The organism is Bacteroidota bacterium, assembly GCA_030706745.1.
Taxonomy (GTDB): Bacteria; Bacteroidota; Ignavibacteria; order Palsa-1295; family Palsa-1295; genus PALSA-1295.
In genome coordinates, this window is the sequence record JAUZNX010000019.1 from 16073 (window position 1) to 31662 (window position 15590).

9 protein-coding genes are annotated in these 15590 nt (G+C 53.6%); 8 read left to right on the forward strand and 1 reads right to left on the reverse strand.

Annotation, left to right across the window (positions count from 1 at the left end):
- Nucleotides 1–45 precede the first annotated feature (45 nt).
- The 8 genes from lepA to Q8902_14840 all read left to right on the forward strand — a co-directional run bounded on the left by lepA (nucleotide 46) and on the right by Q8902_14840 (nucleotide 14544).
- The gene (gene lepA / locus Q8902_14805) at nucleotides 46–1860 is read left to right on the forward strand and encodes a translation elongation factor 4 (protein MDP4200828.1); all 1815 of its coding nucleotides are present in this window, start codon (nucleotides 46–48) and stop codon (nucleotides 1858–1860) included.
- A 5-nt stretch (nucleotides 1861–1865) separates the two neighbouring features.
- Nucleotides 1866–2843, forward strand: a complete 978-nt coding sequence (gene lepB, locus Q8902_14810; GenBank protein ID MDP4200829.1) for a signal peptidase I — start codon at nucleotides 1866–1868, stop codon at nucleotides 2841–2843.
- Nucleotides 2844–2978: 135 nt separating this feature from the next.
- Nucleotides 2979–4178: a radical SAM family heme chaperone HemW gene (hemW, locus tag Q8902_14815; GenBank protein ID MDP4200830.1), complete on the forward strand. Its 1200-nt coding sequence runs from the start codon at nucleotides 2979–2981 to the stop codon at nucleotides 4176–4178.
- Between the two features lie 40 nt (nucleotides 4179–4218).
- Nucleotides 4219–7080, forward strand: coding sequence for a DUF2723 domain-containing protein (locus Q8902_14820; protein ID MDP4200831.1), 2862 nt, complete (start codon nucleotides 4219–4221; stop codon nucleotides 7078–7080).
- Between the two features lie 126 nt (nucleotides 7081–7206).
- Nucleotides 7207–10293 (forward strand): DUF2723 domain-containing protein, encoded by a 3087-nt coding sequence (locus tag Q8902_14825; protein MDP4200832.1) that lies wholly within the window; start codon nucleotides 7207–7209, stop codon nucleotides 10291–10293.
- Nucleotides 10294–10316: 23 nt separating this feature from the next.
- Nucleotides 10317–11054, forward strand: coding sequence for a glycosyltransferase family 2 protein (locus Q8902_14830; protein MDP4200833.1), 738 nt, complete (start codon nucleotides 10317–10319; stop codon nucleotides 11052–11054).
- A gap of 122 nt (nucleotides 11055–11176) precedes the next feature.
- Nucleotides 11177–13435, forward strand: a complete 2259-nt coding sequence (locus tag Q8902_14835) for a YfhO family protein (protein ID MDP4200834.1) — start codon at nucleotides 11177–11179, stop codon at nucleotides 13433–13435.
- A 2-nt stretch (nucleotides 13436–13437) separates the two neighbouring features.
- Entirely contained in the window at nucleotides 13438–14544 is a 1107-nt protein-coding gene (locus Q8902_14840) for a glycosyltransferase family 9 protein (protein ID MDP4200835.1), read from the forward strand.
- On the opposite strand, the gene Q8902_14845 is transcribed toward Q8902_14840, so the two are convergent.
- Nucleotides 14525–15565, reverse strand: a complete 1041-nt coding sequence (locus tag Q8902_14845; protein MDP4200836.1) for a DHH family phosphoesterase — start codon at nucleotides 15563–15565, stop codon at nucleotides 14525–14527. The two genes, Q8902_14840 and Q8902_14845, sit on opposite strands and share 20 nt — an antisense overlap.
- Nucleotides 15566–15590 lie beyond the last annotated feature (25 nt).

Below are 15590 nucleotides of genomic sequence, written 5' to 3' on the forward strand. Positions count from 1 at the left end.
TTCCACTGTTCCCGTCCCTCTTAATCAAAAGGAAAGCAATTATAGGTGGCCGAACCGCTGACGTTAGCCCGCATTCGCAATTTTTCGATCATCGCGCACATCGATCATGGCAAGTCTACGCTTGCCGATAAGCTGCTGCTGGAAACCCATACGATCGAAGCTCGCGAGATGACCAGCAATCAGGTCCTCGACGATATGGCGCTCGAGCAGGAGCGTGGCATTACGATCAAGCTGCACGCCATTCAGATGAAGTATCGGGGCGGCGATGGCGAGGACTACATCTACAACCTGATCGATACACCCGGTCACGTCGATTTCACATACGAAGTGAGCCGGAGCCTTGCCGCCTGCGAGGGCGCGCTACTTGTTGTGGACGCCACCCAGGGTGTTGAAGCACAGACCATCGCCAACCTCTATCTGGCCATCGATGCGGGACTCGAAATCATCCCGGTCCTGAACAAAGTCGACTTGCAGTCTGCGATGGTGGAGGAAGTAAGCCACCAAATCATGGAGTTGCTTGGGTGCAAACAGGAGGATATCATCCTTGCCAGCGCCAAAGCGGGAATTGGGATCAAGGAGGTGCTGGAGGCGATCCGTCTTAAGATTCGTCCTCCGAAAGGAGATGTTACTGCGCCGCTCCGCTGCCTGATTTTCGATTCGATTTTCGATTCGTATCGTGGCTCGGTCGTCTATATGCGTGTCTTTGATGGCACGATCAAAGAAGGCGACGAAATCCTCTTCATGGCGACCAAGCAGAAATACCGCGTGGAAGAACTCGGTACTCTGCGGATGGGCCGCGAGAAGAAGTCATCCCTTTCGGCGGGGGATGTCGGCTATCTAATCGCCGGTGTCAAAGATGTGAAGGACACGCGCGTGGGTGATACGGTCACCAGTTTCCGCGGTGGAGCGACCGAGCCGATCTCTGGCTTCAAAGTTTCGAAGCCGATGGTCTTTGCCGGCGTCTATCCGCAATCGGCCGAGGACTTTGCGATGCTCAGGGACGCGCTGGATAAGCTTTCGCTCAATGACTCCTCACTGATCTACGAACCCGAAAGCTCCGTGGCGCTTGGCTTTGGTTTTCGATGTGGATTTTTGGGTCTGCTTCACATGGAGATCATCCAGGAGCGACTGGACCGCGAGTTCAACCAGAACATTGTCACCACGGTGCCGAACGTAGAGTACCACGTTCTGACGACGAAGGGCGATGTCGTCGTTGTCGATAACCCCTCGGCGATGCCTGAGCCGGGGAGGATTGAAGGGGTGGAGGAGCCGTTCATCAAGGCGCAGATTATCTGCCCCTCGGAGTACGTCGGCTCGATCATGAAGCTTTCGAATGAACGGCGCGGCGTTTACAAGACGACGACTTATATCGATCCAACCCGCGCCGACATTCACTATGAGTTTCCGCTCTCAGAGATCATTTTCGATTTCTACGACAAGCTGAAATCCATCTCGCGCGGCTATGCATCACTCGATTATGAATTCCTCGAGTATCGCATGAATGACCTCGTGAAGCTCGATATTCTGCTCAATGGCGATCCGGTCGATGCGTTCTCGACGATTGTTCATCGGGATAAGTCGTTCGAGTGGGGTAAGAAACTTTGCTCGAAACTTCGGGAGCTGATTCCACGTCAAATGTTCGATATTGCCATTCAGGCAGCCATCGGACAGAAGGTCATCGCACGCGAGACGGTCAAGGCGCTCCGTAAGGACGTAACTGCAAAGTGCTACGGCGGTGATATCTCACGCAAACGGAAGTTGCTCGAAAAGCAAAAAGAAGGCAAAAAGCGGATGAAGCAAGTGGGCCGAATCGAAGTCCCGCAGGAAGCCTTCATGGCCGTATTGCAAATTTCGGATTAGCATACATGGCAGATAATACAAATACAGGAAATCGTACTCGCAGCTATGCGGAGATTCGCGCGGCGCGCGACGCGAAACAACAGTCCGATCCGCCAAGCGCGAATGGTAAACCCGTGCGGAAGAAAGAGAGCTGGTGGCGTTCACTGCTCATCGCGTTTTTAATCGCGGGTGTCCTGCGAACCTTCTTCATCGAAGCATTTCGTATTCCTACTGGCTCGATGAAGAACACGCTCCTCGTGGGTGATCATCTGTTTGTCAACAAGATTGGGTACTTCATCGAAAGTCCGAAGTACATTCCGTTTACGACGATCGAGATTCCCCATGTTCATATCAAGACCTGGGGCATTCATCGTGGTGATGTCGTCGTGTTTGAATATCCCGGCGATCGCGACGATGTGGTGCCTCGCGAGAAAGACGTGAAGTACATTAAGCGTTGCATAGGCGAGCCCGGCGATGTGATTCAGATCGTCAATAAGCAAGTATATGTGAACGGCAGGATCTTCCCGAATCCCAAGGAATCGATTCTTGAGCCCGATACACAGAAGGTTGGTTTTGTAGAGGCAAATATCTTTCCGAAAGGTGCGCAGTGGAACCGCGATAACTTCGGACCGCTTCGGGTGCCTAAGGCAGGCGACACAATCATGCTGACGAAAGAGAGCCTCGATCGCTGGCAAGTCTTTATCGAACGCGAAGGTCACAAGGTCGAGCTCGCATCGAACGATCAGGTATTGGTCGATGGCAAGCCGACACTCGAGTACCGTGTCCAGCGCGATTATCTTTGGATGATGGGCGATAATCGGGATGACTCCGAAGATTCTCGATTCTGGGGTTTCGCGCCAGTCGATAACGTTGTCGGTTCCGGCTTGATTATCTATTGGTCATGGTACAATCCGCCGTCATCGGGCAATGGCGATGGCTACGATCCGGATGAAGTTCAGAACACCCACGTCCGATGGGGCCGGATGGGCAGAATCATCCATTAATGCTCTCTAAGGGCTGTCATTGCGAGGAGCGGCAAAGGAGCGACAAAGCAATCCCTTCCAGGAATGGATCGGACTTCGTGTTAGAGATTGCTTCGTCGGGCTCTGCCCTCCTCGCAACGACGGCACAGTTGAACGATGAGTCAGCAACCCCTTAGCGCCTATCTCCACATTCCGTTCTGCGAACGGAAGTGCGTATACTGCGACTTCTATTCGATAGAAAACCTCTCGCTTCGGTCGGAGTTCGTCGATCTCTTGATCCGCGAAATCGATATGAAGCTAACGCGCTATCCTGAGTTGGCGCGCAGGCCGCTTCAGACCATATTCTTTGGTGGTGGAACACCATCATTGCTCACTTCCACTGAGTTGGAGCATATCGTTGCAAAACTCGATTCTCACTTCGGAATTGCGAACGAATGCGAGTTTACACTTGAATGCAATCCAGGCACAATTACGATTGAAAAGCTGCGCGGCTATCGCGAACTCGGTGTCAATCGACTGAGCTTTGGAGTGCAGTCGTTCGATGCGGATGAGCTTCGCTTTCTGGGCCGTATCCACGATGCTGATGAGTCGCGCGCGGCCATTCGATTGGCGCGTGAAGCCGGATTTGACAATGTCAGTCTCGATCTCATATTCGCATTGCCAGGTCAAACAGAAGTAACACTCCGGAACACGCTTCGCGAGGCGATTGCTCTGGAGACGGATCACATCAGCGCCTACAACCTGACTGTCGAGCATGGCACGCCACTCTATCGGCTGGTGAAACAGAAGAAGGTGATCGAGCTCGATCCAGATCGAGCGGCAGGACTGTTCGATCTTGTGCAACAGACTCTTTCAGACGCAGGCTTCGAACAGTATGAGATTTCAAATTATGCCCGGAGCCCCGAGACCAGAGCCAAGCACAATCTTGTCTATTGGGATGGCTTCAAGGACTACGTTAGCTTTGGTCCATCCGCCCACGAGTTCGTTAGTGGCGAGCGTGCGTGGAATGTATCATCACTCGAACAATATGGGAAGATGATCGAGCGCGGCGAGTTGCCTCGCATCAATTCCGAGCGGCCGTCACTCGATGAACGCCGGATCGAAGTTCTCTACGTTCAGCTTCGCTCGACAGGTATCCGGCTTGCGGAATTCGAGGAAGCATTCAGGGAGGCTCTGCTGTTGCATCCCGAAGTCCAGTACTTCCTCGGAGATGGATTGCTGCGAGTGGATGGCGATCTGCTTCGCCTGACCCCTCAGGGCTACCGATTCTGCGATGGTATTGTGACGAAACTCGTATCCCACCCGCAAGGGCAACCGAGCTATACATTGCCGGTCGTATCCGCCGAGGCACTTTAGAAATTTAGCACGTTAGCGTTAGCACGTTAGTATTTTCAAAATGCGCCCAGAATTCAAACGCATACACTATTATCTGGCCGGCTTCACGTTCGTTGTCGGCTTCCTGACGTATCTCCTCACGATGCAGCCGACGATCCCGTTCTGGGATTGTGGCGAGTTCGCTGCCGCCGCGAGTGCCTTGCAGGTGCCGCATCCGCCGGGCGCGCCACTCTGGACCGTCGTTGGTCGCATTGCGATGTTGCTGCCGACCTTCGCAGATCCGGCCGCACGTTACAATCTTTTTTCCGTGCTGAGTTCCGCACTCTCGATCCTATTGCTCTATCTCACCCTGGTCCGTTTGCTCCGCATGTGGCGGGGCAATCCGAAATCGGCACAGGATGCCATTGTTACATTTGGTGGTGCACTCATTGGGGCATTGGCCTATTGCTGGACTGATAGCTTCTGGTTCAATGCGCTCGAGTGCGAAGTGTATGCATTCGGTTCACTCTTTATCTCCTTGGTGCCTTGGTTGATTCTTGTCTGGCATGAGCATGCCGATGAACCACACAATGAGCGATACCTGCTACTGATCGCGTTTGTGATTGGCCTGTCACTCGGGGTCCATCAGCTCGCGTTGCTCACGATGTTTCCGGTTTTTATGATCGTCTATTATAAGAAGCGGAAGATTGTTACGCTAATGAGTTGGCTTGGGATGGTCGGCTTATCGGTCGCGATGTTCGTATTGGTATTTTACGTAATCTTGTCCAAACTGGTCGATTGGGCCGGCAGTGGCAATTGGGTCTTATCCGTGGCGATCCTCGTAGCGATTGTCGGAGTAATCATATATGGTCAGCGAAAGAGGAACGCTCGCGTCGCACTCGCCGGATGGTCGCTTGCGATGGTATTTCTTGGCTATACAACTTATATGTTCGTGATGGTCCGCGCCGCGCAGAATCCACCGATGAACGAGAATGCGCCCTCGACATTCTCGAAGCTTTCGGGATATATTAATCGCGATCAATACGGCCAGATGAGCATTGCCGATGAGTTTACACACCGCCGATTGCCGCAGCAGCGAGATGACCACGGGAACACATGGAATAACTATACAAGCGACGGAGATTTCTTCTGGCGCTACCAGACCAACTGGATGTTCCATCGCTATCTCGGGTGGAATTTCATTGGCCGCGATGGTGACTTCATGGGCGCTGGTGTTGATTTTTCCAAGACCTGGGCGATTCCATTTTTCCTCGGTCTGTTCGGGATATACTGGCACTTCAAGCGCGACCCCAAGCGAGGTTTGACGCTGCTCGGTGCTTTTATCATTATGGGGTACTTGGTTGACTGGTACCAGAACCAGCAAGACCCACAGCCACGCGAGCGAGATTACTTCTATGTCGGTGCTTTCTATATTTTCGCGATGTGGGTCGGCATTGGAGCGGTTGGCATCATGGAGATCGTCAAGGAAAAGTGGGCCGATTGGGACAAGCGCAAGATGACCTTCGCGCTCGGAATATCCGCTGCACTGTTGCTGATCCTTGGTCCGATCAATCAGTGCATCGGACTTGCTGGACTGGCTTCCGGCCAAAGCTTCGCAAAGTCAAGTAAGTGGGCAGAATACTCGCGCAAAAACAACTGGGTGCCATGGGAATACGCTTATAATATCCTGCAAAGTTGTGATGCGAATGCAATCCTATTCACATGGGGCGATAACGACACCTTTCCACTCTGGTGCCTACAGGATTCCTATGGCATTCGGAGGGATGTACGAATCGTCCAGCTCCAGCTCGCCACGATGATGTGGAACGCCGAACAAGTCGCGCAGAAGAACGATTGGGGATCCGAGGGAGTACGGCTCCAAATCTATACGCCTGCGCGAATGCAGCTTCCATCGGACAATGAAGCGTACGAAGCCATTCAGCAAGCTCGGGACTGGAAAGCGCCATTCATCATACCGGTTAATGACGCACAGGCGCGATGGATTTCAGGCGATTCCACCGCACATGCGACTACTATGACCTGGGCACCGAAGATTGTGAACTTCAGCGATTTTCTGGTCGCTGATATTGTCAACTCCAATCTTGGTACGCGCCCAATCTGCTATTCTGTGACGGTACCCGAGAATGCGCGCGCGGGTCTGAATAAATTCCTGATTTATGAAGGCCTCGTTGCGCGCGTGACGCCGTTCCAACAGCCGGAGGACATGACCGGTCTCGCTGGGAGCGTTCAGCCCGTTCGCTATAGCGAGATGATGTTCCAACGTCCACAGCAGCCGCACGCCGAACCGTTTCGCGGGTTGATTCTTCACTCCTATGCTGATCCCACTTCACATCTGAGCGGTATGGATGAGGATTACGCAATGACCTATCGGTATGATTTCATGCGTCTTGCCGATTGGGATGTTAGTCACGCCGATTTTCTCGGTGCACGTCGGACATTGGACTCCATGGAGGCCCTCATCCCGGTCCATCGGATTGGAATGGATTTCTCCTTTGCGTCATTCATCGCCGACTTGGCGGATAAAGCCGGTGACTGGCCACTGACACAGAAATATGCCGCGTATGGCGCTGCCAAACTGCGCGAGCAAATGCAGAATCCGGACTGGACGGAAAGTAACTCGCAGTCCCACCCGGATGTCCAGCTTGCGAACCTGGAAATGCGTGCTGGTGAATTCGCCAGAGCTCGGAAGGACTTTGAAGCGATCCGTGGGCAATCCAAGCCGGATCAGCAAGGATTCGCAGATTTGAAGCTTCTGGAAGTCGATGCCCGAAGGCTTGAATCGGAGAAGAAATATGACTCGGCCTACCACAAGTACAATGAAATTCTCCAAGCCTATGCTCCCTCCGCCACGCGTGGGGCGGACCTGCAGGATCTGAAGAATCGGGCTTGGTTTGATTCGGTCAACATGGCGAAGCCTCGCTAAGCCGCTATTTTTCAGGAGTTTTCCCCACTGTTCATGAGTTCATTGTCGCTCAGTATGGCACCGGAGGCCTGCCTCCGGTGCTGCCCGAGGTTCTCTTCAGAACGATCAAGGTTTTAGACGATACAAATGCAGATAAAACGCATCCATTACGTCCTCGCCGCGCTCAGCTTTCTGGTGCCGCTGATCACCTATGTTACGACGATGCAACCCTCGATCCCGTTTTGGGATTGCGGCGAGTTCATCTCCGCTGCCTCACAATTAGGGGTGACGCATCCGCCGGGCGATCCTACGTGGACGCTTTTGGGACGCGTCGGTGGGATGCTACCCTTTTTCAGCGATCTGGCCGCCCGCTACAATTTTCTTTCTGCATTGTGCGGGGCTATCTCAGTGATGTTGCTGTATCTTATTGCCGTCCGCGTGATCAAGATTTGGCGTGGCACTCCGCAGACGCTTTCGGATGCGATCACGCACATGGGTGGGGCATTCGTTGCCGCACTCGCGTTCACATGGAGCGATAGTTTGTGGTTCAACTCCAGCGAGTTTATCGTCTTTTCGCCCGGTCTCCTGTTTATCATGCTCATCCTCTGGATCGCAATGCTGTGGCATGAACGCGCCGAGGAAAAAGGCAACGAGCGATATTTGATGTTAATCTTTTATCTGCTTGGACTTTCGATCGGCGCCCACCAAATGTCAATGCTGGCATTTTTCCCCGTGTGGGTTATCGTATTCTACAAGCATTGGAAGAAAGTGACGTGGGGGCACTGGTTCGCGATGTTCGTCGCTGGTGTGCTCTCCTTCCTTTATATTTACAAAGTCGTTCTGACCGGCCTTGTTGGCTGGGCTGGTTCGGGCCTTGGCATCATTTCAGCGCTCATCGTCATCGGCTTGATAGGTGGTACGATTTACACGATGAAGGAGAAGAAGGCGTTCGCCAATCTTTTGTTGTGGGGTGGTTTGCTCGTGCTGCTTGGATACACGACATACACCTTGCTGATGATCCGTGGCGTGCAAGACCCGCCGATGAACCAGCACCGCCCGACCACATTTGCCGCGCTGCATGAATATGTTGCGCGTGAGCAATATGGCGAGGCACGCGAATTCCCTCGTCGTGACGATCGGCCTGAAGTCAAAGGCGACCCGCTGCACAATCCGACGTGGGATCCAAACAAATCATCGTCTGGCGCGGCCTATACGAGCGATATTGATTTCTGGTGGCGCTACCAGACAGTACACATGTACCTTCGCTATCTGGGATGGAGCTATATTGGAAGGGCCAATGACAGTCAGGATGCTACTACCGATTGGACGAAGACGTTTGGCATTCCCATTATACTTGGAATGTTTGGGCTGTTCTGGCATTTCAAGCGGGATCCGAAACGAGCCCTAGCGTTTCTTGCGGCGTTCCTCGTCATGGGCCTGCTTACCGATTGGTACCAGAATCAGCAGGACGCGCAGCCTCGTGAGCGCGACTACTTCTATGTCGGATCGTTTGCGGTATACGCCATGTGGATCGGCATAGGTGCGACGGGGCTAATGGAATTGCTGCGAGCGCGGCTTGCGAAGAAACAAAATCTGCCGATGCAGGATGCTGGTCCGAAAGACCGGGAAGTCATGGAGAAGCCGGACGAAAAGGTCCCGGTCCTCCGAGGCGAGGGACCACTCGGCCTGCTGGCTGGCACTTTCGCACTTGCGCTTGTTCTCGTGCCAATCAATCAATGCATTGGCCTGGTTGGCATGGGCGTGTTTGGTCAGAGCTTTCATCAAGCCTCAAAATGGGGCGAATACTCACGCCAGCATAATAACGTCCCGCTTGAATACGCATATAATATTCTTCAAAGCTGCGATCAGGATGGTATCCTGTTCACGGCCGGCGATAACGATACCTTCCCACTTTGGTGTATTCAGGATCTCTATGGGGTTCGGCGCGATGTGCGTATCGTGAACCTCTCGCTGGGCAATATGGGATGGTATGTCAAGAAGTTGAAAGATGATGGTCCGTGGGGTTCCAAGAAAGTGAACTTGCCTTCGTTTACGGAAGAGCAGTTGAACAATCCTGACGAGACGGCCGCCGGTATTCATTATACGGTCGGACCGCCATCCACGGTGACGGTTAACGTATCCGCCCCGGCCATGCAGCGATTCACCGGCGTTGCTCAGCCCGGCTCGTTTAGCTGGAAGTACGTGAGCCAGCATAAGCAGGAAGGCAGCGATCAGTATGTGTATCAGGTTGCAGATCAGTTGGTCCGAGATATTGTCGCGAGCAACTTCAACGATCGGCCAATCTATTTTGCAGTGGCCGTGCCGCCGAGCTATTGGGTCGGTCTGGACGAGCACATCCTGTTCGAAGGTCTGACCGCGCGTGTCGTACCAACGATCCATAAAGCATCTCGACAACTGATCGATGGTGATATCAACGAAGGACCATACGAGGAAACCGCGTATCGCACGGTTCCAATGGTCTATACCACCCCGTATCGTGGAATGCTGTTGAATAGCTATCGCGACCCACGTTCGAATCGTAGTTCGCTTGATGATAAGTATGGAACGACGACGTACTTCGAACTGTACGCGCGCATGGCGAACTACTTCATTCAACGCAACCGTATGGCGGATGCTCATCGGGCGCTCGATACGTTGAGCGCGAGAATGCCTCCGGCGCTCGTCGACTGGGATTATACGTTGCTCCAGTTTATCGGACAGCTGTATCAGGCGACCGGCGATCCGAAGAGTGCATTACACTATACGCAACTCGCGGCTGCAAAGCTCAGCTCGCTGCCGCAAGAAGAAGCGGCGGATGTCGGCACCCAGTTGCAGAATGACTTCCGAAGAGGCGATTTATACTACAGCGCACAACAGTACGACTCGGCACGAGCGATATTCTCTGCCTTGCGTCCCCAGGTCGAAGGCGGCAATAAACTGTTTATTGATTTCCGCCTCGAGCAAATCGATGTAAAGCTTTTGGAAAACAAAGGCGATAAACGCGGGGCGCTGGCCAAGATGAGCAGCATGCTCACCAAGTATCAGGGCCTCAGTCAGATGGGCGTCGGCAATGAGCTTCAGTCACTTCAGCAGGAGCGCGATCGCTTGGCTGCCGAGCTGGGCATGACTGATTCCGTAAAGGATTCTCCCGCATCGCCGGTAGTCCCGAATCCGGATATCAACAGAGCGCCCAACGATACTGGTGGCACCAAGCCAAAGCCTTCGAAAAAGTAACCTGCGTAGCGGAGTTCAGACTGGTGTTCTTATCACTTATTATTCCGGCCTACAACGAGGCCGGGCGGATTGGGCCTTCTTTGGAGAAGGCCTTCCGGTATTTTGAGAGCAAAGACTACGATGTCGAACTCATTGTCGTCGACGATGGATCGAGCGATAACACGATCCAGGCCGTCGATATAGCATTTGCAAAAAAGCCGCCGATGCTCGAGCGTGTAAGTACGCGACTCATTCCACTTGGCGTGAACACGGGCAAGGGTGCGGCGGTGAAGCGTGGGATGCTTGCCGCGTCCGGCGCGGTTCGAATCTTTACGGATGCCGATTTTTCCACGCCCATTGCGGAAGTGGGGAAGATCATTCAACCGATTGCGTCTGGCGAATGTGATATCGTGATCGGCAGCCGGGCTGCGGAAGGTCGAGCGCTGGTCAAGAAACACCAGCCCTGGCATCGCGAGATGATGGGGCGGTTCTATAATGTCCTCGTGCAGTTGTTAGTCTTTCGAGGGATTAAAGATACACAGTGTGGATTTAAGGGCTTTAGCGCAGCGGCGGCCGAAAAGGTTTTTGCGAAGCAGCAGGTCATGGGATTTTCATTCGATGTCGAAATTCTCTATCTCGCGCATCGATACGGATTTCGCATCCGCGAAATCGCCATTGAATGGTACAACGACGAGCGGACTACAGTCGGTGCAGTAACCGATTCTGCGAGAATGTTCTGGGAATTGCTTCGCATTCGAAACCTGCATCGGAACGACCGATAAGACCGGATTATGGAGAACCGATAGAGAGCAAGAGGCAATAATTGGCTGCAACAGTTAAGTCGACAGGGCAAAAAGCAAAACATGCTACCGAGCGGAGTCGCCCGCTCGCGGCGGGTGGTAGTATGTCAAAAGCTGCAGTGCTTCGCAGCTTCTCTCCATGGTATGTTGTTGGTTTCTTCGTCCTGCTCACCATTATTTTCCACTCGGATATTCTTCTCGGTGGCAAATTCTTATGGGAAGATTTCGTCGAGCAGGAATTTCCATTCCGCACGCTGGCAGCAAGTTCGCTTGCACAAGGTATCCTCCCACAATGGAACCCGTATGTTTTCGCCGGAATGCCATTCATGGCCGATATTCAAGTCGCATTCTGGTATCCATTCAATATGGTGCAAGCACTGTTCGTATCGGACGGGTTTCTTTCACCAAATGTGATGCAGTGGTTCAGCCTCATGCACTTCGCGATCGCGGGGATTGGGATGTACTGGTTCGCGAAGAAAATTCTTGCCGTCGATGATTGGTCCGCCGTCTTTGCTGGCATTGCATACGCATTTGGCGGATACATTACAGCTCAGGCGATCCACCAGATGATCGTCTATCATATTGCACTTTTTCCGTGGGTTGCATACTTCTTCGTTCGCGGGTTCGATTCATGGCGGCATGCTATCATTGCGGGACTTGTGCTCGGTGTGATGTATCTTGCGGGACATCCGCAGTCAACCCTTTATTTCACATTCCTTCTCGCACTGCTCGCAGTCTATGAGATCGTCCATCGGCTAAGAACTAAGACCGAACAGGAGGGGCCAGGTGAATCGAATGTGTTGCCCGTCGTGAGAATGGTGCTTCCAATTGTGATCGGCCTCGGCATCTTTGCGATTCAGTACTTGCCATCACAAGAGTTGGCCGATCTCTCGCGCCGCGATACCATCACATACGAGAAGTCGCTCGACGGCTCGCTTTCATGGGGTCATCTATACACTTTTGTTTTGCCACGGCTTTTTGGCGTCACGACTGGCGATCCTTCGAACGCAAAAGTCCCATATTGGAACGGGGCTTACTACAACTCGTGGGAGACATCAATCTACATTGGCATACTGCCGCTGTTTTTTGCGATCATGGCCGGGCTTATTGCTCGCAAGCGGAAATACGTGCCATTCCTGGCCGGCATTGGCCTTTTAGCTGTCCTGTTTGCGCTGGGCGATCACTTCTTCTTATACAAGCTGTTTTTCCAGCTTCCGCTCTTCAGCAAATTTCGTACGCCCGCGCGTATGATGATGCTCTTTAGCTTTGCGGCGAGCGCACTCGGAGGAATCGGTCTTTCCGAAGCCCTGAAATCGGAACGCCCCAAATGGGGCGCGAATGGGGGATGGATTATTCGAGGTCTTCTCACGCTGCCATGGCTGCTGGCCATTGCAGGAATGCTGCATGCCACCAGCTTTTTCAAGGGAGCACCTGCCGAATCACAGGCCTCAATTCCCTGGGCGGCCGGACTGGCCACCTTCCCAGTGCTTGCAATGCTGGCCGTAACAGGTTTGCACTATTTGGGTAAATTGCGTGGCAATATGCTGGCTACGCTGACCATCGGCGTCACGATCATCGAACTGTTTACTTATGGCATGTCCTTGAACGCGAGTCCGACTGATCCACGCGAGGCTTATCGCGAGCAGCCACAACTGATCGACATGCTCAAGCAGGATCAGGCGAAAGAACTTAGCCGTGCGCGAACACGGATTGGTGGGCAGATGCTCGTCCGCCGAAACCAGGGCGCATACGACCGCATCCAACTTGTCGAGGGATATGATCCGCTCGTGTTACAGCGGGTCTTCCCAGAAATGGCAAATCCGGAAGCAAGCGCCGATTTGATGAACATCAAGTGGTCGATCATGCCAGGGAAGCAGCCTGGATTCGGTCCGAGGCCAGGCTATATGCCGCGTGTCAAGCTCTATTACCAGTCAGTGGTCCTACCAGACAGTCAGGCGCTCACGAGATTGAAGCAAGATTCCAATTTCGACTACCGGAACACGATCCTGCTTGAAGAGCAACCAACATCAGCGATCGGTCCTGCTGACGCCGCCGGCGTTGCGACCGTCTCCAAGTATGGTGACAATGAAATTACTGTTTCGGTAACGACGGGTGCGAACGCGATGCTATTTCTTTCGGAGATCTACTATCCGGCATGGAACGCCTATCTCGATGGCAAGCCTGTGAAGCTCTATCGTGCGTTCACGTCATTACGGGCGGTCGAGGTGCCGAAAGGCGTTCACACTGTGACGCTCCGGTACGAATCGCAAGCATTTGCGCGCGGTAGTTGGATTACGATTGCTACGCTAGTGCTGAGCCTCGGAGCATTGGGCTTCCTCAAGCTTAGGAAGAGAAGCACATAGCGATGCGCCGCGAAAAGATCGTCCTGCTCGCCATGCCCGGCATCGGAGACGCCTTGCTCTCGACGCCGATGATCGAGCTGCTGCGTCGCGCGAAACCGGAGGCCGAAATCCATGCCTTCGTCATGTTTGCGGCGACACGCGAAATGTTCGAGCAGGATCCCTACATCGACCGCGTTCATCATTACGATTTCTTAAATGGGTCGAAGTCGGGGGCGCTGAAGTTTGTCTCCGATCTGCGCAAAATGCGGTTTGACATTTCGATCAACATCTATCCGCAAAACCGGCGCGAGTACAATCTGATCGCATTCCTGATCGGTGCGAAGCAGCGCATCGGCGTCCGCTATCGCCGGCGCGATCCGCAAAACCTGAGCTGGCTGAATACGAAGACGATTCTCGAAGATGATACGCTGCATTGTGTCGAGGAGAACGTTCGTCTTCTTTCGCTCATCGACATTCCGCACGAGCTTGGCGAATCCTCACTTCCGCCGCTTCGATTAACCCTTAGTGAGAAGCATCTGGCGTTCGCTGATCAGTGGTGCAAGAGTCACCTTCGTGGTGACGAGCAATTGCTGATCGGCTTCCATGCTGGCACCGCACTCTTCAAAAATCACATTCGCCGACGCTGGGCGCCGGAGAAATTCGCGGAGTTGGCAAAGCGGCTGACGTCGGATTTAGGTGCTCGCGTTCTGCTGTTCGGAGGACCCGATGACTCGGATGCGAACCGGGAGATTCTCTCGCTGGCAGGGGAGTGCATCACGATGGTCGAGACGAAGAGTATACTCGATTCCGTGGCAGTTATGCGGCGATTGAATATGTTCGTCTCGAATGATTCAGCGCTGATGCACATCGCCGGTGCGCTTGAACTGCCAACAGTCGCGATCTTCGGCCCGACGAACGAGACATACGTCCATCCCTGGCGGACGCGCTACACTATCGTCCATACGGGCATCGAATGCAGGCCGTGTTTCATCTATTCCCCCAAGCCGCTGACCTGCTACCGTAAGGACCCGTCGGAGCACTTTATCTGTATACGCGCGATAGAAGTGGCGAGAGTCTTCAATGAAGCGAAGATGATGGCGAAGCCGGATCCTATGCCGCCTGCGGCGTAAGCAGCCCCGCAGCCGCCAGCACCGTCTCCGCATTTGCGACAATCCGCTCGTGCATCTCGGCCAGCGTATGCTCGCCATGCACGCGAGCACCAGCAGCATTGAAGTGTCCGTTGCCACCAAACGACTGTGCAAACATCGCCGCTGATACGGGGTCTTTCGAGCGTGTCGAAATCTTCCAACCCTCCTTCAATTCGAGAAGGAATACCGAAAGCACAATGCCACCAACCTGAAATGGCATTTGCACGAACCCATCGACATCCTCTTCGTCCGCGTTAGCAGCATGAAGCTGAGCCTGCATGATACATTGGAACGCCATGTGGCCATCGTAGTGATACTCGAGGGAATTCAACGCATCACGCAGCAACAACAGTCGTCCCGCCGGCGATGTATTATACACTTCGTGGTATGTCCGCACCGGATCGGCGCCAAGATCGATTAGGTCAGCGCACATGCGGAGCAGTTCGGAATCCGTTCTCGGAAAGCGGAAGCTTCCGCTATCGGTCATGATCGCGACATAAAGCGCATTCGCCGCCTTCTTGCTGATTGTACCACCCAATTCTGGCTGCGCCGCGCGAACAAGGCGCACAATCATCTCGCCCGTTGACGATGCATCGGTATCGAGGAAATATTCCTTTGCGAACGGCTTGGGGTTCAGGTGATGATCGATGACCGCAACGTGCTGTGTCCCGCCGGTAAGATATTTTCCCAGCGAGCGCGTGCGTTCGGGATCATTGACATCGAGCACGAGAATTACATCTACACCGTGGACAATGCCCTCGTGCTTTTGGGGATCGTGCTGCTCAATAATGGGCCGCTCCTCATCGAAGAACATGTAATTGTAGGGAGTTGGCGAGTGATTGATGACCCGAACCGATTTGCCGATGGAGAGGAGCCATTCGGCCAGGCCGATTTCGGAGCCGAGGGCGTCGCCATCGGGATTGACGTGCGTGGTGATCCCGAACGACTGGTGCTCGCGAATCAAGCGTATAAAAGAAGCGACATCGAGTATTTGTTCTGCCATAAGAGAGCCGTGAACACCGCCTGCC

What these genes read in the sequence shown, in the direction of transcription:
- lepB (MDP4200829.1), top strand. Translation starts at nt 1,866, where the DNA reads ATGGCAGATAATACAAATACAGGAAATCGTACTCGCAGCTATGCGGAG.
- hemW (MDP4200830.1), top strand. Translation starts at nt 2,979, where the DNA reads ATGAGTCAGCAACCCCTTAGCGCCTATCTCCACATTCCGTTCTGCGAA.
- Q8902_14820 (MDP4200831.1), top strand. Translation starts at nt 4,219, where the DNA reads ATGCGCCCAGAATTCAAACGCATACACTATTATCTGGCCGGCTTCACG.
- Q8902_14825 (MDP4200832.1), top strand. Translation starts at nt 7,207, where the DNA reads ATGCAGATAAAACGCATCCATTACGTCCTCGCCGCGCTCAGCTTTCTG.
- Q8902_14835 (MDP4200834.1), top strand. Translation starts at nt 11,177, where the DNA reads ATGTCAAAAGCTGCAGTGCTTCGCAGCTTCTCTCCATGGTATGTTGTT.
- Q8902_14840 (MDP4200835.1), top strand. Translation starts at nt 13,438, where the DNA reads ATGCGCCGCGAAAAGATCGTCCTGCTCGCCATGCCCGGCATCGGAGAC.
- Q8902_14845 (MDP4200836.1), bottom strand. Translation starts at nt 15,565, where the DNA reads ATGGCAGAACAAATACTCGATGTCGCTTCTTTTATACGCTTGATTCGC.